The sequence below is a fragment of the Pseudomonas sp. N2-3-1-14 genome, from assembly GCF_041228395.1.
In the GTDB taxonomy this organism is placed as follows: Bacteria; Pseudomonadota; Gammaproteobacteria; order Pseudomonadales; family Pseudomonadaceae; genus Aquipseudomonas.
Window position 1 is genome coordinate 1,803,128 of the sequence record NZ_CP166199.1, and the last position, 18,246, is coordinate 1,821,373.

An 18,246-nucleotide genomic window follows, 5' to 3' on the forward strand; every position below is an offset into this window, starting at 1 on the left:
TAGCCCCTTTTTTCTGCCCCTACATGTGGAAGGTTCCCGTGACTCAGAAGCCCGACCAGTGTCTTGGTGAATGGATCGACCGTGAAGCACTCGCTGAAGCGATGATTCCGCTTATCGGTCAGCTGTACCGCAATAACAATGTGGTGAGCTCGATCTATGGCCGCAGCCTGATCAACCAATCAGTCATCGCGATTCTCAAGGCGCATCGCTTTGCTCGCCATCGTTCCGCCGACGACAGCGAACTCTCCGTCCACGAAACATTCCCTCTGCTTAAAGCCATGAGCGAGCTCAAGCTCGGCGCGGCCTCGGTAGACCTGGGCAAGTTGGCTTACAAATTCCGCAAAGAAGGTGCTGGCCGTACCGCCGAGCAGTTCGTGCGTGAAGAAATGGCCGATGTGGTTGGCCAGCAAAACGCCGCTGCCCGCAAAGGCACCGACGTTGTGCTGTACGGCTTTGGCCGTATCGGCCGCCTGCTGGCGCGCATCCTGATCGAAAAAACCGGTGGCGGCGACGGCCTGCGCCTGCGCGCTATCGTTGTGCGCAAAGGCGCCGAGAACGACCTGACCAAACGCGCCAGCCTCTTGCGCCGCGACTCGGTACACGGTCCGTTCAACGGCACCATCGTCATCGACGAAGAAAACAACACCATCACCGCCAACGGTAACCTGATCCAGGTGATCTACGCGAAGAACCCGTCTGAGGTGGATTACACCCAGTACGGCATCAAGGACGCCCTGCTGGTAGACAACACCGGCGTATGGCGTGATGCCGAGGGCCTAGGCCAACACCTGGCCTGCCCGGGTATCGACCGCGTTGTGCTGACGGCGCCTGGCAAAGGCAAGCTGAAGAACATCGTTCACGGTATCAACCACGGCGAAATCACCGCTGACGACAAGATCGTGTCGGCCGCTTCCTGCACCACCAACGCCATCGTGCCGGTGCTGAAGGCTGTGAATGACAAGTTCGGCATCGTTAACGGTCACGTTGAAACGGTTCACTCGTACACCAACGACCAGAACCTGATCGACAACTTCCACAAAGGCGATCGCCGTGGCCGTAGCGCCGCGTTGAACATGGTCATCACCGAGACCGGTGCTGCCACCGCTGCTGCCAAGGCCCTGCCTGAGCTGGCCGGCAAGCTGACCGGTAACGCGATCCGCGTGCCGACGCCGAACGTGTCGATGGCCATTCTCAACCTGAACCTTGAGAAAGCCGCTACCCGTGAAGAAATGAACGAGTACCTGCGCTACATGGCGCTGCACTCCGACCTGCATAAGCAGATCGACTTCGTTAATTCGCAGGAAGTGGTGTCGACCGACTTCGTGGGCTCGCGCCACGCCGGTGTGGTGGATGCCGAGGCGACCATCACCCAGGACAACCGTGTTGTGCTGTACGTCTGGTACGACAACGAGTTCGGTTACAGCTGCCAAGTGGTTCGCGTGATGGAAGACATGGCTGGGGTTAACCCGCCTGCGTTCCCGCGCTAAGCATTAGCGGTCAATGAAAAAGCCCCGACTGGTTCGGGGCTTTTTTATGGCTGCTGTTTTTGTGGTGAATGTTCGGGCCTCATCGCGGGCAAGCCCGGCTCCCACAGTGTTGACGTGTGAATACAGTCAAAGGTGGGAGCTGGCTTGCCTGCGATAGCGGTCTATCAGGCGCCGCCAACCACCGAGGCCTGCGCAGTGCGCAGTTCATGCCGATTGCCCTTGAACAGTATCAATGTAGCGATCAAGCCGAGTATCGCCGCACCACTGAGCCAGATCCCAGGCGCGGCCTTGTTGTCCAGCACATGGATCAGGTAGGTGCACGCCGCTGGCGTAAACCCACCAAAGGTCGCCGTCGCCAGGCTGTAGGCCAGGGAAAACCCGGTAGTGCGCACTTCCACCGGCATGATCTCGGTAAGCGCCACCACCATCGCACCGTTGTACGAGCCATACAGGAACGACAGCCACAGCAGCACGATCAGCAGATGGCTGAAGCTCGGATTGGCCACCAGCCACGACAACGCCGGATACGCGGTAAGAATCGCCAGAATCGTCGCGCCCAGCAGCAGGGGTTTGCGGCCGATCTTGTCGGACACCGCGCCCATCACCGGCAGCCAGATGAAATTGGAGATGCCCACGCACACGGTCACCAGCAACGCGTCGAAGTCCGACAGGTGCAGCTCGGCCTTGCCGAAAGTCGGGGTGTAGGCGGTGATCAGGTAGAACGACACGGTGGTCATCACCACCAGCGCCATGCCGGCGATGACGATGCCGAAGTTCTGACCGATCGAGCGCACGATTTCCTGCAGGGTAGGGCGGTGCTTACGCGCCTGGAACTCAGGGGTTTCTTCCAGCGAGCGGCGAATCACGAAGATCACCGGCACGATCAGGCAGCCGATCAGGAATGGCACGCGCCAGCCCCAGTCGCCCATCTCCTGCGGGCTGAGCCAGTGGTTCAGGCCCACGCCGAGCAACCCGGCGAACACCACCGCGGCTTGCTGGCTGGCGGACTGCCAACTGACGAAGAAGCCCTTGCGCCCGGGTGTGGCGATCTCTGCCAGGTACACCGACACACCGCCCAGCTCGACGCCGGCGGAGAAACCTTGCAGCAAGCGACCAAACAGCACCAGCAACGGCGCCGCCACGCCCAGGGTGGCATAGCCTGGGACGCAAGCGATGAGGACGGTGCCGGCGGCCATCATGGCCAGGGTGATGACCAGGCCTTTCTTACGGCCGTGACGGTCGATGTAGGCGCCGAGGAAGATCGCGCCCAAAGGCCGCATCAGGAAGCCGGCGCCGAAGGTCGCCAGGGACAGCATCAGCGAGGCGAAGGCGCTGTCGGTGGGAAAGAAGGTTTTGGCAATGGCCGTGGCGTAGAAGCCGTAGACCATGAAGTCGAACATCTCGAGGAAGTTGCCGCTGACAACGCGAAAAATCGCCCTGCCTTTGCCCGTGGTAGTGGACATGTCATGCACTCATTTTGGCTATCTTATTAGTGATCCCTGGTCATCACTCGTCCTTGCTGCGCTTTTGTAACCATATGTGTATTAGCCACTACCGGCAATAGAAAGCGATAGCAAGCTGACTAAATGCGCAGGTGTCTTGGCGGGTAAAAATCACTGTGGGAGCTGGCAAGCCAGCTCCCACAGGATTTTGTGTTGATCAGTTGAGGAGGGAGTTGCGCAAGCTGTCGGACAAGCCCTTCGGCGCCAGCCAAATGCCGAGATAGGCTTTTGCCAATTCCTCATCGCGGCTGCTGAACACCACCTTGTCGTTGATCTCCAGATTCAACCCACGCCCAGGCCGAACGTCGAGGGCATACCGATCGCCACTGCGGATATCGCGGAAGCTCGCGTGCAGCCGATCCAGTTCGGGCTTCAAGCGGGCGAGGGTGGCGCTGCTGTGCTGGCGCTCCAGGGTCGTGGTGGCCGCCTTGATCACGTCATTACGGTCGATGTCGCGAAAGTAATACAGCGCCAGGCGCAGATTCTTTTGCTGATCCCAGGCGGCTCTCGCACTGGTATCGGCGGGGGCATACACCGCTGCCGCATACACATCCGCCCAGAGATACACCAGCACCGCCTGGTTTTTCAGCACCAGGTCATGAGATTGCGCAGCAAAACCGGCCTGCTTCAGGCGCTCCGCCTCACTGGCCTGCACTGCCACGCAGAAAATCAGCAATAAACAGAAAACGACATGCCGCATAATGGCTCTTCCTGCAAACGGTGCGTGTCAGCAGTCTAATTGCAATTTGCGGGTTCTGTAGTTAAGGCAAGACTGGCCTACGACGCGACCAAGGGTTAATGTTCGCGGCGTTGAGCCTTCTATAGACTGTGCCCCGGCTCACACACTTGAGCCAAATTGTCCTTCATGCCCGCTGGCCGCGGCATGATTTAGCCAGGCGTCCAACCGTACGCCTGGCCTGTTCTGAGGAGTACGCATGGCTGTCTACAACTACGACGTGGTGGTACTGGGTTCCGGCCCGGCTGGAGAAGGTGCGGCGATGAACGCCGCCAAAGCTGGGCGCAAGGTGGCGATGGTCGATAGCCGTCGCCAGGTCGGCGGTAACTGCACCCACCTGGGTACCATCCCGTCCAAGGCCTTGCGTCACTCGGTGCGCCAGATCATGCAGTTCAACACCAACCCGATGTTCCGGGCCATTGGTGAGCCGCGCTGGTTCTCGTTCCCGGACGTATTGAAAAGCGCCGAAAAAGTCATCTCCAAGCAAGTCGCGTCGCGCACCGGCTACTACGCCCGTAACCGCGTCGACCTGTTCTTTGGCACCGGCAGTTTTGCCGACGAGCAAACCGTCGAAGTGGTCTGCGCCAATGGCGTGGTCGAGAAGCTGGTGGCCAAGCACATCATCATCGCCACCGGTTCGCGCCCGTATCGCCCGGCCGATATCGATTTCCACCACCCGCGTATCTACGATAGCGACACCATCCTGAGCCTGGGCCACACCCCGCGCAAATTGATCATCTACGGCGCCGGCGTGATCGGCTGTGAATACGCCTCGATCTTCAGCGGCCTGGGTGTATTGGTGGAGCTGGTGGATAACCGCGACCAGTTGCTGAGCTTCCTCGACTCGGAAATTTCCCAGGCGTTGAGCTACCACTTCAGCAACAACAACATCACCGTGCGCCACAACGAAGAGTACGAGCGGGTCGAAGGCCTGGACAACGGTGTGATCCTGCACCTCAAGTCCGGCAAGAAGATCAAGGCCGACGCCTTGCTGTGGTGCAACGGCCGTACCGGCAACACCGACAAGCTGGGCATGGAAAACATCGGCGTGAAGGTCAACAGCCGTGGCCAGATCGAAGTCGACGAGAACTACCGCACCTGCGTGACCAATATCTATGGCGCCGGCGACGTGATCGGCTGGCCAAGCCTGGCCAGTGCCGCGCATGACCAGGGCCGTTCAGCGGCCGGCAGCATTGTCGACAACGGCAGCTGGCGCTATGTGAACGACGTGCCAACCGGTATCTACACGATTCCGGAGATCAGCTCGATCGGCAAGAACGAGCACGAACTGACCAAGGCCAAGGTGCCTTATGAGGTCGGCAAGGCGTTCTTCAAGAGCATGGCGCGTGCGCAGATCGCCGGTGAGCCGCAAGGCATGCTCAAGATCCTGTTCCACCGCGAGACCCTGGAAGTCCTCGGCGTGCATTGCTTCGGCTACCAGGCCTCGGAGATCGTGCACATCGGCCAGGCCATCATGAACCAGCCGGGTGAGCAAAATACTCTCAAGTATTTTGTGAACACCACGTTCAACTACCCGACCATGGCCGAAGCCTATCGGGTAGCAGCTTACGACGGCCTCAACCGGCTTTTTTGAGCGGCTCCGGCCGGTGGCCTGAGCCGGCCGGGGAGACCGATTTCAGTAATTCTCGAGGGTGGCAGTGGCCAAACCGGGAAAGTCTGTAATCAGGCTATCTACGCCGAAGTCAGCGAGCCTGCGCATCAGCGCCGGTTCGTTGACCGTCCACACGGACACGTGCAAACCCTGGCGCTGGGCTTTTTCCAGACGCTCGGGGGTGCACAGCGTCCAGTTCAATGCCAGGTATTCACAGCCGTAGTTTTGCGCGACCTTCAGCGGGTCGAGCCAGGCGTATTCGGCGACCAGGCCGCGTGACAGATCCGGGGTGAGTTCAACCGCCGCTTTCAAGACTTCCCGCGAACTTGAGGTCACGGTGACCTTGTCCATCAGGCCATGACGCACAGCCATCTCGCGGATTGCCAGTACGGTCGTCGCGGCGCGGGTGCGCGAAGCGCTTTTGACTTCGAGCTGCCAGTGATCGAAGTCGCATTTTTCGAACAACTCTTCAAGGCGTGGGATCGGGCAGGGGCTGACCCAACCCGGGCCGCCTTTGCGCGCGTCCATCTTCACAAGGTCGGCTGCCGAATACTCGACGACTTTGCCGCGCCGGTCGGTGGTGCGTTTGAGGGTCGGGTCGTGGATGACCATCAACTCGCCGTCCATGGACAGGTGCAAATCCAGTTCGCAGCGGCGTACGCCGTGCTTGAGGCACTCCTGAAAGCTGGTCAGGGTGTTTTCCGGTGCTTCGCCTTTGGCACCGCGGTGGCCATAAATCAGGGTCACAGTTGCTCCTTTGCGCCAGATAGCCCGGCGGGGTCATACGAGATTCAGGTGTCTTGGGCGTCGCTTTGTTCCCGCGCCAGGCGTCGTTCCTGGGCTTGTTTCTGCAGGATGTAGCGCGCCAGCAATTGGCGTTGGGCATCGGTCATCGATTCGAATTCCGTGCCCACGTCAAAGCCGTCGCCCTTGGCGTCGCAATGCGTCACGCGGGCACGCAGCAGCAAGCCGAGCGCCTGGGGCATCAATACCAGCTTGACCGCCAGGTGCGTGTCGGGCGCCAGCGGCGTTGGGTGCTGGAAGTCGATACCGCCTTCGGAAAGGATCACCGGCTGCGGCGCGCCCACCTCATCGAGCAGGCCGCGGGCCATGATCTGGCTGAGCAGGTCCACGCGTTTGTTCTGGACTTTGAGGAAGGCGGCCAGGCTGCGATCTTTCTCGCTGATCTGGCGCAGCAGGTGCTGGGCTTCGAATTCGCTGAGGTGCAATTCGCTGAGCAGGTTGAACAGCGGCGAATCATCCAGCAACACTTCCTTGCTCGCCGCTTCGGGGGCAGAGAGGGTGCTGATTTGAAGTGCGATCATGTCGTCGATACGGTAGTATTCGCGGCGCTCTTCTTCATCTAATGTCGACATGGCGAACCCAAAGTAGCGGTAATGGTCTGAGTGTAAAGCTGCTTACCTGACCCCGCCACCGGGACGTCTTCTTTTCCTCCGAACAAGCCCCGACATGTTCAGACCTCTCTTCGTATTTATCGGCACGCGTTATACCCGTGCAAAGCGTCGCAATCATTTTGTGTCGTTCATTTCCCTGACCTCGATGATCGGGCTCGCCTTGGGCGTGGTCGTGATGATCGTGGTGCTGTCGGTGATGAACGGCTTCGATCATGAGATGCGCACCCGCGTGCTGGGCATGGTGCCGCACGCGACCATCGAGGGCGATTCGCCCATCAGCGACTGGCCAAGCCTTGCCGACAAGGTCAAGCAGAACCCCAAGGTGGTGGCCGTTGCGCCGTTTACCCAGATGCAGGGGCTGCTGACCAACGACGGCAAGGTGCAGAAAATCCTGCTCAATGGCATCGACCCGGCCCAGGAACGTAACGTGTCGATCATCGACAAGTTCATGTTGCAGGGCAAACTCGACGACCTGGCGCCTGGCAGCTTTGGCATCGTGATCGGCGATAAGGCGGCGGCCAAGCTCGGCGTGAACATCGGCGACAAGCTGACCTTCGTCGCCCCGGAAGTCACCGTGACACCGGCCGGCATGTTCCCGCGCATGAAGCGCTTCACTGTGGTCGGCACCTTCCACGTCGGCGCCGGCGAGATCGATGGCTACCTCGGCCTGACCAACCTCACCGACCTGGCGCGCCTGCATCGCTGGAAGCCGGATCTGGTGCAGGGCCTGCGCCTCAAATTCAACGACCTGTTCGACGCCCCGCGCGGCGCCTGGGAAATCGCCCAGCACCTGGGTGAATCCCAGTATTACGCCCGCGACTGGACCCGCACCCACGGCAACCTCTACCAGGCCATCCGCATGGAAAAAGCCATGATCGGCCTGCTGTTGCTGCTGATCGTCGCCGTGGCCGCGTTCAACATCATCTCCACCCTGGTGATGGTGGTGAACGACAAGAAAGGCGACATCGCCATCCTGCGTACCCTGGGCGCCACGCCGGGGCAGATCATGGCGATCTTCATGGTGCAGGGCACCGTGATCGGCGTGGTCGGCACCTTGATCGGCACCGCGGTCGGCATCCTGGCCGCGCTGAACGTCAGCGCCGCCATCGCCGCGCTGGAAAAAGTCATCGGTCACAAGTTTCTCAACGCCGACGTCTACTTCATCGACTACTTGCCGTCCCAGGTTCAGGCCCAGGACGTGTTGATGGTAGGCGGCGCCGCGTTGGTATTGAGCTTCCTTGCCACCCTGTATCCAGCCTGGCGCGCGGCACGTACCCAGCCAGCACAGGCCTTACGTTATGAGTGAATCGGGCATGAGTGAAAAAGCAATCCTGAGCTGCCGCAACCTGGGCAAATCCTACGAGGAAGGTCCGGAGTCGGTAGTGGTGTTGTCCAACCTGCAACTTGAGCTGCACCCGGGCGAACGCGTGGCAATCGTCGGCAGTTCCGGCTCCGGCAAAAGTACCTTGCTCAACCTGTTGGGCGGCCTGGATACGCCGTCCCAGGGCAGCGTGTGGCTGGCTGGCGAAGAGCTGTCGGCCCTGGGTGAGAAGGCGCGTGGCCAACTGCGTAACCGCTCGTTGGGTTTTGTGTACCAGTTCCACCACCTGCTGCCGGAGTTCACCGCGCTGGAAAACGTGTGCATGCCGCTGCTGATCGGCAAGACCGCGATCCCGGAAGCCCGCCAGCGCGCCAAGGCATTGCTGGAGCGCGTCGGCCTCGGTCATCGCCTGGAGCACAAGCCGGCCGAGTTGTCCGGTGGCGAGCGCCAGCGTGTAGCGATTGCCCGTGCCCTGGTCAACAACCCAGGCCTGGTGATGCTCGATGAGCCAACCGGCAACCTCGACTCCCACACCGCCCAGGGCATCAAGGATTTGATGCTCGAACTGAGCACCCAGATGCGCACCGCGTTCCTGGTGGTGACCCATGACATGAGCATGGCCCGCCAGATGGACCGCGTGCTGCACCTGCAGGAAGGTCACTTGGTCGCCATCTGACCCGTTTCAAGCCCGGCGCCTGGCGCTGGGCTTTTTCATTTTTTTAAACGGTGCCCGCGAATGTTCAGACCGTTATCGATTTTCATCGGCACGCGCTATACCCGCGCCAAGCGCCGCAACCGTTTTGTTTCGTTTATCTCGATGACCTCGATGATCGGCCTCGCCTTGGGCGTGTTGGCGATGATCGTGGTGCTGTCGGTGATGAACGGCTTCCAGCGCGAAATGAGCTCACGCATCCTCGGCATGGTGCCCCATGTGACCATCGTCGGCGTGAACCCGATTGATGACTGGCAGCCGGTGGCCGCCGCCGCCATGAAGAACCCGCAAGTGACTGCCGCCGTACCATTCACGCAGATGGACGGGATGTTCTCCTACAAGGGCGCGATGCAGCCGATCGAGATCAGCGGCGTAGACCCGGCCCAGGAAGGCAAAGTTTCGATCGTGGCCCAGCACATCGTGCGCGGCAAACTGGACGACCTGAAGGCCGGCGAGTTCGGTGTGGTCATCGGCGACATCACTGCACGGCGCTTCCGCCTGAACGTGGGTGACAAGCTGACCCTGATCGTGCCGGAAATCAGCACGGCGCCGGGTGGCATCACCCCGCGCATGCAGCGGCTCAACGTGGTCGGTATCTTCAAGGTCGGCGCCGAGCTGGATGGCTCCATGGCCCTGATCCACATGGCCGACGCCGCCGAAATCCAGCATTGGCAGCCGAACCAGGTGCAAAGCGTGCGCCTGGCGGTGAAAGACCTGTACGCGGCACCGAAGGTCTCGGCAGACATCGCCGCCAGCCTCGGCGCGGCCTACAAGCCGGATGACTGGACCCACACCCAGGGCAGCCTGTTCAGCGCGATGAAGATGGAAAAGACCATGATCGGCCTGCTGCTGCTGATGATCGTCGCCGTCGCCGCGTTCAACATCATCGCCACCTTGATCATGGTGGTGAACGACAAGGGCGCCGACATCGCGATCTTGCGCACCATTGGCGCCACGCCACGGCAGATCATGGCGATCTTCATGGTGCAGGGCACCGTGATCGGCATCGTCGGCACCTTGATCGGCGGCGTGCTGGGCGTAATTGCGGCGCTCAACGTGAGCGAACTGGTGGGTTGGCTGGAGCGCGTGACCGGGCAACATATCTTCAGTTCGGACGTGTATTTCGTCAGCAACCTGCCTTCGGAACTGCAGGGCGGCGACGTGCTGCTGATTTGCACGGCCGGGTTTGTGTTGAGCTTTTTGGCGACGATTTACCCGGCGTATCGGGCGGCGAAGATTGAGCCGGCGCATGCGCTCAGGTATTCGTAAGGTCTGAGACCGCTATCGCAGGCAAGCCAGCTCCCACATTCGAATGTATTCACACATCAAAAATGTGGGAGCGGGCTTGCCCGCGATAGGGCCGGAGCAGCTTGCATCAATCCCCCTTGGGCAACTCAATCACAAACCGCGTCCACCCAGCTTCAGACTCACCATAAATCCTCCCCCCATGCGCCCGCACAATCGACTGGGTAATCGCCAGCCCCAGCCCCGCATGCTCACTGCTGCCTTCACGGCGCGCCGGGTCCGCCCGATAAAACCGATCAAACAACCGCGGTAACAACGCCTCCGGAATACCTTCGCCCGTATTCTCCACGGTCAGCGTCACACCCCGCGCGGTTTCAGCCATCCGCACCCGCACCTCGCCGCCGGCCGGGGTAAACCTGAGCGCGTTATCGAGCAAATTCGACAACGCCCGGCGCAACATGCCGCGATCACCCGCCGTATGCGCCGTGCCCTCGCGCACCAGGCTGACGTGCGCGTCCTCGGCCAGCAACGCGAAGAACTCGATCAACGCTTCCACTTCATCGTCCAGCACCAAAGCTTCGCGCTTGGGCATCAGCAGGCCGTGGTCGGCCTTGGCCAGGTACAACATGTCATTCACCAGCTGGGCCATCCACTGCAACTCTTCCAGGTTGCTGTGCAGCGCCTCGCGGTAGTCCTCCAGCGGGCGCGGCTGGGTGAGGATCACTTGGGTGTGGGTGAGCAGGTTGGAGAGGGGCGTGCGCAGTTCGTGGGCGATATCGGCGGAGAAGGCCGAGAGGCGCTGGAAGGCGTCGTCCAGGCGCCCGAGCATGGCGTTGAAGGCCTGGGCCAGTTCAGCCAACTCCACCGGCATGTGCTGTTGCGGCAGACGTTGGGTCAGCGAGTGCGCCGACACGCTGGCGGCCACTTCACCCATGCGCCGTAGCGGCCGCAACCCGCTGCGCGCGGCCCAGGCGCCGAGCAGCGCAGTGGCCAGGGCCGAGAGGCCGACGGTCAGCCAGATCAGGTGCTGCATGCGTTGCAGGAAGTGCTGGTGATGGGTGATGTCGAGCATCAGCGTCAATTGCGGCGAGCCGGGTTGGCCGGCGACCAATGGCGCGTTATACACGCGATACTCAGTCCCAGCGTTTTGCAGGCTGTGCAAGCCCGGTGCTTCAGGCAGGCTGATGCCGGGCGCGCCGTCAAACCAGCGCTGGCCTTGGGCAGTAACGCGCAGCGCCAGTTCGGGTTGGCGATTGAGCTCGGCGCGCAGTTGCGCTTCGCGTTGCGCAAATAATTGTGGCGAGTCGACCCCCTGCAAAGTGCTGCGCAGCGCCACCAGTTGGCTGTCGAGTTGTTGCTGGTCCAGCTCGATAAAGTGCGCCTCACTGGCGTGGTTGAACAGCACGCCGGCGAGCAACGAAACCACGGCGGTGCACGCCGCAAACAGCAGCGCCAGACGGCTGGCCAGGGACAGGCGCTTGATCAATTGCACCGCTCCTCCAGCACATACCCCATGCCGCGCACGGTGTGGATCAGTTTGTTGGGGAAGTGGTCGTCGACTTTCAGGCGCAAACGGCGGATCGCCACTTCGATGATGTTGGTGTCGCTGTCGAAGTTCATGTCCCACACCTGCGAGGCGATTAGCGACTTGGGCAGTACTTCGCCCTGGCGGCGTAGCAGCAGTTCCAGCAGGGAAAATTCCTTGGCGGTGAGGTCGATGCGCTGGCCGTCGCGTTCGACACGGCGGCGGATCAGGTCCAGGCGCAGGTCGGCCAGTTGCAGCGCGGTTTCCTGTGGCGCGCTGCTGCCCCGGCGTAACAGGCTGCGCACGCGGGCCAGCAGTTCGGAAAAGGCAAAAGGCTTGACCAGGTAATCGTCGGCGCCCAGTTCCAGGCCGTGCACGCGGTCTTCCACGGCATCGCGGGCGGTGAGGAACAGCACCGGAATGTCCAGGCCGGCGCTGCGTACCGCTTGCAGGATTTGCCAGCCGTCGCGGCCCGGCAGCATCACGTCGAGGATCAGCAAGTCGTAATCACCGGTCAGTGCCAAGTGTTGCCCGGTGGTGCCGTCGGCCACCAGCTCGGTGGTAAAGCCCGCCTCGCTCAGGCCCTGGCGCAGGTAATGGCCGGTTTTCGGTTGGTCTTCGACGATCAGCAGTTTCATGGGCGACTCTTGGCAGCGGTGAGCAACGGGCTTTATACCGTGGGTGCCAGGGCAGGGGCGCAACCTGACAAAGTTGTAATCTAGCAGTCAGCTGGCTGGCAGCGGCGCCATCTTAGAGTGCTGACAGAGCTGTTCACACACTTTTGGAGAATCGAGATGGCGCTGCGTACACCTCTGATATTGGCGGGTTGCCTGTTGGCATTGAGTTTTGATGCGCTGGCGGACACGGCCCACACCTTTGCGTTCGGCCAGCCGGCAGCTGCCGATAAAGCCACGCGCACGGTGGAAGTGGTGCTGCAGGACATTTCCTTTTCGCCCAAGGCGTTGGACGTAAAAACCGGTGAGACCGTGCGCTTTGTGCTGGTGAATAAAGGCCAGCTGCTTCACGAATTCAACCTGGGCGACGCGGCGATGCACGCCGAACACCAGAAAGAAATGCTCAAGATGCAAGCCAGCGGCATGCTCACCGCCACCGGCATGGGCAAGATGGACCACAGCGCGATGGGGCACGGCGATATGGCGGGCATGCGGCATGACGATCCCAACAGCGTATTGGTCGAGCCGGGCAAGACCGCTGAGCTGACCTGGACCTTCACCAAGGCCACGGGGCTTGAGTTTGCCTGCAATATTCCGGGGCATTATCAGGCGGGCATGGTCGGCACGCTGACCGTTGAGTGAGGCGATTCTTAAGGGCGGGAGCAAAGGCTGGTAGACTGGCGCGGTTTATTTAGCCAGGTTTCCGCCATGCATCCCGCAGCCGAACATTCGCCGCTGGGCAAGTCCAGTGAATACATCTCCACTTACACCCCATCGTTGCTGTTCCCGATCCCTCGCGCCGCCAAATGGGCCGAGCTGGGCCTGAGCGCCGACACCCTGCCTTACAAGGGTGTGGATTTCTGGAACTGCTTCGAGCTGTCCTGGCTGCTGCCGTCGGGCAAGCCGGTGGTGGCCATCGGTGAGTTCAGCATCCCGGCCGACTCGCCGAACATCATCGAGTCCAAGTCTTTCAAGCTGTACCTCAATTCGCTGAACCAGACCGCGTTTGCCGACACGGCCAGCCTGGAAGCGACACTGCGCACCGACCTCAGCGCTGCCGCTGGCAAGCCGGTCAGCGTGCGTATCCGCAGCCTGGCCGAGGTTGAGGCCGAAGGCGTGCAAGCCCTGCCGGGCGCGTGCATTGACGACCTCGACATCAGCGTCAGCAACTACGAACACCCGCGCCCGGAACTGCTGCGTTGCGATGACTCGCGCATCGTCGAGGAGAGCGTGCACAGCCACCTGCTCAAATCCAACTGCCCGGTCACCAGCCAGCCGGATTGGGGCAGTGTGGTGGTCGAGTACCGTGGCCACGCGCTGGATCACGCCAGCCTGCTGGAATATATCGTCAGCTTTCGCCAGCACTCGGACTTCCATGAGCAATGTGTGGAGCGGATCTTTCTCGACCTGCAGCGCTTGCTCAAGCCGCAGAAGCTGACCGTGTATGCGCGCTATGTGCGCCGCGGCGGGTTGGATATCAACCCGTATCGCAGCACTGAGGCTGTGCAGTTCCAGAACCTGCGCCTGGCCCGCCAGTAGCCTTCACGCAAAACAACTGTGGGAGCGGGCGTGCCTGCGATAGCGGTCTTTCAGTCATACATCTGGCGACTGATACACCGTCATCGCAGGCAAGCCAGCTCCCACATTTTGGTTGTGTGTTCGGCTTGGGCTCGGGTTAGATCCCGATATTGCCCAAGGTCACCACAATATTGCGCAAGGTCCCGGCAATGCCCGGGTGGTCCAGCTCGAAGCGTTCCACCGCCAGGTTCACGCCATCGGCAATGCTGGGGTCCTGAATCGCGCCTTCCAAAGGCTCTTGAACTTCAAGTTCGGCAATCAATGCTTCGAGTTCGTCGCGTTTCTCCGCCGACATCAGCAGGTCGCTATTCAATTGCTCGCGCAATTCTCTGACTTGGTCTTTCAGCTGTTCGCGGGCAGGCATGGCGTTCTTCCTTTTATCGATAGGCACTGGCATAGACCGCGGCACGCCGGGAAAGGTCTACGGGCTGACCAGTAGATTAATCCACCGGCGCCGACCGTGCATGATCTCGATCAGGGCTTCTCGCCTTTGAGCTGGCGCAGGCTGATGTCCGCCAGGCAGGTGCCGAGCTCGCCGAGGTGATCGATCACCGAATGCACGCCCAGCCCATACAGCGCCACCGTGGCCTTGCCGCGCTTGTGCTCGCGTTGCTGCTCGGTCAGCGCCTGCCATTGTTCGGGCGCCAGGCCGCACAGTGAGCCGCAGGACGCCAGGCCAATGGTCCACAACCCGGCATTCAGGCCCGATTGCAGCAGGCGCGGTTCGCCGCTGACCAGCACGCAGCCTTCAAGGCGTTCGATGTTCAATTCCATCAAGGCCTGCCAGCACGCATGCGGCGCCGGCCAGCGAATCGAGGAGGGCGATGCTGCTTTGAGCCAATCAGGCAGCACGGCGGCCAGAGGGGTGGTGACCGCGGCAGGCAGTTCATCCAGCCAGGCGCAGGGCACGCCCTGGTCTTTGAGGCTGCGCAGAATCTTCAGCGCGCCAGGTGTGGCGTGAGAGTCGGGGCAAGGGCTGTCGGTGCGCGCTTGGGAACCAAAATCCACCAGGCAGCCACTAAGGCCAAACAGTACGGCAGTCAAGGCGGGTGCGCTGGCGACGGCAATCTCGGCGTGAGGCATTTTCAACATCCCTGAAATAGCTGTGACGCTATCGAGGCTGGATGACAAGCGCGTGACATCGGCCGTAATTGTAGGAAATTTGTGCATTTCCTATGAGAGCGATCCTACTGGATGCCTTATTCGACACTTCCGTCATATACTGACGGCCTTATTCAGGGCATAGCGCCCATGACAGACCATTCAAGGAGCAAAAGCTATGCGCTGGAGCCACTATTTCGCTCAGCTATCTGTGTGTGCCACTGTTCTTTTGGCCCCGTTCGCCGCTAACGCTGCGTCCGAAGACGATCCATGGGAAGCCGTTAACCGTCCGATCTTCACCTTCAACGACACCGTTGACACTTACGCGCTCAAGCCATTGGCCCAGGGCTATCAGTTTGTCACCCCGCAATTCGTCCAGACCGGCATCCATAACTTTTTCCGCAACATCGGTGATGTCGGCAACTTTGCCAACGACGTTTTCCAGCTCAAGCCACACGCGGCTGGTGTCGACACCGCCCGTTTGCTGATGAACACCACCTTTGGCGTGTTGGGCTTTATTGATGTCGGCACCAAAATGGGGCTGCAACGCAACGATGAAGACTTCGGCCAGACCCTCGGTTACTGGGGCGTCGGCAGCGGTCCTTACGTGATGCTGCCGCTGCTCGGCCCAAGCACCTTGCGTGATGCGCCGTCCAAGTACGTCGACAGCTACACCCAACCGTACCGCTACATGAACGACATCGGCTGGCGTAACAGCACCTTCGGCCTGAACATTGTCGATACCCGTGCCAGCCTGCTCGACAGCGAGAAGCTGATCACCGGTGACAAGTACACGTTCATCCGTAACGCTTACCTGCAAAACCGCGAGTTCAAGGTTAAAGACGGCAAGGTCGTCGACGATTTTTAAGCCGTGACGTTTTGAAATGAAAAAGGCGACCCGAGCGGTCGCCTTTTTTGTGCCCGGCTTTTAGTGCATTTTCAGGATCTTGAGGCCCAGGTGCTGGCGCTCGCCCTCGTTTTTGGTCCACACCACTTCGGTATCTGCCTCCAGGCCCGCAAGGGCGGCGTGCTCTGAGTCAATGCGCACGGTCAGCCGGTCGCCTACCTGAAACTGGCGGGGTGCCTCAACCTGCATGCCGGAGCTGGAAAGGTCCACGCAGACCCCGGCAATCTCCTGTCCAGCGTGGATCAGCGACACATCGGCATCTACTCGCATGCGGATGAAATCGCGTTTTTCGGCGTAGTCGCGCTCGTGTTCGCTCACGGGTTCCATCCTTACTTTGTGTTGTGGTCGTGGGTGTTCTTATAACTCCCGGTGATTTGCGGTGTAAAGACGCCCGGCGACCATCGGCATGAGCTTGAAACCCCTGACGGATGGGAGTACCGTCTGCGCCTTAGAAGGGCACCTCTGCTTTACCGTTGTGCATGGGCAAAATCCCAATGCTTTGTAGGACAGAGTGGCTAGAAAGCGAATCCAGTACGTGAGCCCGGCCATTGTCGAGCCGCCTACGCCAACCTAATTCTGGCGCCGTTTGCCCACATGCAAAAAACCAGTGCCACGCTGCTGATAATCGATGACGACGAAGTAGTGCGCGCGAGCCTCGCGGCCTATTTGGAAGACAGTGGCTTCAGCGTCCTGCAGGCCAGCAATGGCCAACAGGGTCTCCAGGTATTCGAGCGCGACAAGCCCGACCTTGTGATCTGCGACCTGCGCATGCCCCAGATGGGCGGCCTCGAGCTGATTCGCCAGGTGACTGAGCTTGCCCCGCAGACGCCGGTGATTGTCGTGTCCGGTGCCGGCGTGATGAACGATGCCGTCGAGGCCCTGCGCCTGGGCGCCGCCGATTACCTGATCAAGCCCCTGGAAGACCTGGCCGTGCTGGAGCACTCGGTGCGCCGCGCACTCGACCGTGCCCGCCTGCTGCTGGAAAACCAGCGCTACCGCGAAAAGCTCGAAACCGCCAACCGCGAACTCGAAGCCAGCCTCAACCTGCTTCAGGAAGACCAGAACGCCGGTCGCCAGGTGCAGATGAACATGCTGCCGGTGAGCCCCTGGACCATTGATGAGTTCAAGTTCGCACACCAGATCATCCCGTCGTTGTACCTGTCGGGTGATTTTGTCGATTATTTCCGTGTGGATGAGCGGCGCGTGGCGTTCTACCTGGCCGACGTTTCCGGCCACGGTGCATCCTCAGCTTTTGTGACCGTGTTGTTGAAGTTCATGACCACACGGCTGTTGTTCGAATCCAAGCGCAATGGCACCTTGCCGGAGTTCACCCCCTCCGAGGTGCTGGGCCACATCAACCGAGGCCTGATCAGCTGCAAGCTGGGCAAGCACGTGACGATGGTCGGCGGCGTTATAGATGAAGAAACCGGTCTTTTGACTTACAGCATCGGCGGTCACCTGCCGATGCCGGTTTTATACACTCCAGACAGTGTGCGTTACCTGGAAGGCCGTGGTCTGCCGGTGGGCTTGTTCAATGAAGCCACCTATGAAGACCACATCCTGGAACTGCCGCCGACCTTCAGCCTGACGCTGATGTCCGACGGCATCCTGGACCTGCTTCCAGAGCCTACACTCAAAGAGAAAGAAGCCGCCTTGCCTGAAAAGGTCAGGTCGGCGGGCGGCAGCCTGGATGGCCTGCGGCAGGTTTTTGGATTGGCCACGCTAGGGGAGATGCCGGATGATATCGCCCTATTGGTGTTGAGCAGGAATCTTTGATGAGTACCGGAAGAATCCAATTCGCCGAGCAAGACGGGACCTTCGTCCTGAAGTTTGTCGGTGAAGTGCGCCTGACCTTGTGTTCGGCGCTGGATGCAACGATTGAGCGGATTTTCACTGCCCTGAATTTCTCGGCGATCGTGATCGATCTGACCGAAACCCGCAGCATCGACAGCACCACCCTGGGCCTGCTGGCCAAGTTGTCCATTCTGTCTCGGCAGAAGGTCGGCCTGTTGCCGACTGTGGTCACCACCCACGAAGACATCACCCGGCTGCTGCAGTCCATGGGTTTTGACCAGGTGTTCAACATCGTTGACCGCCCGATCCCGTGCCCGGAATGCCTGACCGACCTGCCATCGCAAGACCAGTCTGAAGAAGTGGTACGGGTCAAGGTGCTCGAAGCGCACAAGATCCTGATGGGCCTGAACGAGTCCAACCGCGAAGCCTTCCACGACCTCGTGAACGCCCTGGAACGCCACTAAGCCTCCAGTCGACACCGCTCAAATGTGGGAGCGGGCTTGCCCGCGATAGCGGTGTATCAGCCACCTATTCATTTCTGACCCACCGCTATCGCAGGCAAGCCAGCTCCCGTGTGACCGGCATGAGATCAGCGAAAGGCACAAAAAAGGGCGGCACCCGCGAGGGTGCCGCCCTT

The 18,246-nt window shown here is 60.7% G+C and carries 19 protein-coding genes; 10 read left to right on the plus strand and 9 right to left on the minus strand.

Going from position 1 to position 18,246, the window contains the following annotated elements; all coding sequences use genetic code 11:
• Positions 1 to 23: 23 nt before the first annotated feature.
• Complete coding sequence (locus AB5I78_RS08335) at positions 24 to 1,487, plus strand: glyceraldehyde-3-phosphate dehydrogenase (protein ID WP_023659083.1); 1,464 nt, start codon at positions 24 to 26, stop codon at positions 1,485 to 1,487.
• Between the two features lie 164 nt (positions 1,488 to 1,651).
• Here the strand turns inward: AB5I78_RS08335 and AB5I78_RS08340 are convergent, their stop codons facing one another.
• Together AB5I78_RS08340 and AB5I78_RS08345 are read right to left on the minus strand one after the other, a co-directional pair.
• Positions 1,652 to 2,950, minus strand: a complete 1,299-nt coding sequence (locus AB5I78_RS08340; RefSeq protein WP_145163047.1) for an MFS transporter — start codon at positions 2,948 to 2,950, stop codon at positions 1,652 to 1,654.
• Positions 2,951 to 3,146: 196 nt separating this feature from the next.
• Positions 3,147 to 3,689, minus strand: a complete 543-nt coding sequence (locus AB5I78_RS08345) for a chalcone isomerase family protein (RefSeq protein WP_369300620.1) — start codon at positions 3,687 to 3,689, stop codon at positions 3,147 to 3,149.
• Between the two features lie 235 nt (positions 3,690 to 3,924).
• Here AB5I78_RS08345 and sthA point away from each other — a divergent pair, with 235 nt between their 5' ends.
• A complete protein-coding gene (gene sthA / locus AB5I78_RS08350; RefSeq protein ID WP_005786183.1) occupies positions 3,925 to 5,319 on the plus strand; it encodes a Si-specific NAD(P)(+) transhydrogenase in 1,395 nt (464 codons plus the stop codon).
• A 42-nt stretch (positions 5,320 to 5,361) separates the two neighbouring features.
• Here the strand turns inward: sthA and AB5I78_RS08355 are convergent, their stop codons facing one another.
• Both AB5I78_RS08355 and AB5I78_RS08360 read right to left on the minus strand, forming a co-directional pair.
• Entirely contained in the window at positions 5,362 to 6,084 is a 723-nt protein-coding gene (locus AB5I78_RS08355; protein WP_106576925.1) for a glycerophosphodiester phosphodiesterase family protein, read from the minus strand.
• Positions 6,085 to 6,128: 44 nt separating this feature from the next.
• A complete protein-coding gene (locus AB5I78_RS08360) occupies positions 6,129 to 6,713 on the minus strand; it encodes a PilZ domain-containing protein (protein WP_242193941.1) in 585 nt (194 codons plus the stop codon).
• 94 nt (positions 6,714 to 6,807) lie between these two features.
• On the opposite strand from AB5I78_RS08360, the gene AB5I78_RS08365 reads away from it, so the two are divergent.
• From AB5I78_RS08365 to AB5I78_RS08375, 3 genes are read left to right on the plus strand one after another with little or no spacing between them, the layout of a single operon-like run.
• Positions 6,808 to 8,058 (plus strand): lipoprotein-releasing ABC transporter permease subunit, encoded by a 1,251-nt coding sequence (locus tag AB5I78_RS08365; RefSeq protein ID WP_369300617.1) that lies wholly within the window; start codon positions 6,808 to 6,810, stop codon positions 8,056 to 8,058.
• 7 nt (positions 8,059 to 8,065) lie between these two features.
• Complete coding sequence (lolD, locus tag AB5I78_RS08370) at positions 8,066 to 8,749, plus strand: lipoprotein-releasing ABC transporter ATP-binding protein LolD (protein ID WP_017477213.1); 684 nt, start codon at positions 8,066 to 8,068, stop codon at positions 8,747 to 8,749.
• A gap of 60 nt (positions 8,750 to 8,809) precedes the next feature.
• A complete protein-coding gene (locus AB5I78_RS08375; RefSeq protein ID WP_369300616.1) occupies positions 8,810 to 10,054 on the plus strand; it encodes a lipoprotein-releasing ABC transporter permease subunit in 1,245 nt (414 codons plus the stop codon).
• A 106-nt stretch (positions 10,055 to 10,160) separates the two neighbouring features.
• Here AB5I78_RS08375 and AB5I78_RS08380 read toward each other — a convergent pair whose 3' ends face one another.
• Positions 10,161 to 11,516, minus strand: coding sequence for a heavy metal sensor histidine kinase (locus AB5I78_RS08380; RefSeq protein ID WP_369300790.1), 1,356 nt, complete (start codon positions 11,514 to 11,516; stop codon positions 10,161 to 10,163).
• Complete coding sequence (locus AB5I78_RS08385) at positions 11,513 to 12,193, minus strand: heavy metal response regulator transcription factor (RefSeq protein WP_145163057.1); 681 nt, start codon at positions 12,191 to 12,193, stop codon at positions 11,513 to 11,515. Before AB5I78_RS08385 ends, AB5I78_RS08380 begins: the two co-directional genes overlap by 4 nt.
• Before the next feature lie 156 nt (positions 12,194 to 12,349).
• Between AB5I78_RS08385 and AB5I78_RS08390 the strand changes: the two genes are divergently transcribed.
• Entirely contained in the window at positions 12,350 to 12,871 is a 522-nt protein-coding gene (locus tag AB5I78_RS08390; protein ID WP_369300615.1) for a plastocyanin/azurin family copper-binding protein, read from the plus strand.
• 66 nt (positions 12,872 to 12,937) lie between these two features.
• Positions 12,938 to 13,768, plus strand: coding sequence for an NADPH-dependent 7-cyano-7-deazaguanine reductase QueF (gene queF / locus AB5I78_RS08395; protein ID WP_369300614.1), 831 nt, complete (start codon positions 12,938 to 12,940; stop codon positions 13,766 to 13,768).
• Positions 13,769 to 13,904: 136 nt separating this feature from the next.
• Here queF and AB5I78_RS08400 read toward each other — a convergent pair whose 3' ends face one another.
• Together AB5I78_RS08400 and AB5I78_RS08405 are read right to left on the minus strand one after the other, a co-directional pair.
• Positions 13,905 to 14,171, minus strand: coding sequence for a DUF4404 family protein (locus AB5I78_RS08400; RefSeq protein ID WP_369300613.1), 267 nt, complete (start codon positions 14,169 to 14,171; stop codon positions 13,905 to 13,907).
• Between the two features lie 110 nt (positions 14,172 to 14,281).
• The gene (locus tag AB5I78_RS08405) at positions 14,282 to 14,890 is read right to left on the minus strand and encodes an HAD family phosphatase (RefSeq protein WP_145163061.1); all 609 of its coding nucleotides are present in this window, start codon (positions 14,888 to 14,890) and stop codon (positions 14,282 to 14,284) included.
• A gap of 196 nt (positions 14,891 to 15,086) precedes the next feature.
• Here AB5I78_RS08405 and AB5I78_RS08410 point away from each other — a divergent pair, with 196 nt between their 5' ends.
• Positions 15,087 to 15,776: a VacJ family lipoprotein gene (locus tag AB5I78_RS08410; protein ID WP_106576915.1), complete on the plus strand. Its 690-nt coding sequence runs from the start codon at positions 15,087 to 15,089 to the stop codon at positions 15,774 to 15,776.
• A gap of 60 nt (positions 15,777 to 15,836) precedes the next feature.
• Here AB5I78_RS08410 and AB5I78_RS08415 read toward each other — a convergent pair whose 3' ends face one another.
• Positions 15,837 to 16,133, minus strand: coding sequence for a PilZ domain-containing protein (locus tag AB5I78_RS08415; protein WP_242193930.1), 297 nt, complete (start codon positions 16,131 to 16,133; stop codon positions 15,837 to 15,839).
• A 276-nt stretch (positions 16,134 to 16,409) separates the two neighbouring features.
• Here AB5I78_RS08415 and rssB point away from each other — a divergent pair, with 276 nt between their 5' ends.
• Together rssB and rssC are read left to right on the plus strand one after the other, a co-directional pair.
• Positions 16,410 to 17,591: a two-component system response regulator RssB gene (gene rssB / locus AB5I78_RS08420; protein WP_145163067.1), complete on the plus strand. Its 1,182-nt coding sequence runs from the start codon at positions 16,410 to 16,412 to the stop codon at positions 17,589 to 17,591.
• A complete protein-coding gene (gene rssC, locus AB5I78_RS08425; protein WP_003172602.1) occupies positions 17,591 to 18,073 on the plus strand; it encodes an anti-sigma factor antagonist RssC in 483 nt (160 codons plus the stop codon). Before rssB ends, rssC begins: the two co-directional genes overlap by 1 nt.
• Positions 18,074 to 18,246: the final 173 nt, after the last annotated feature.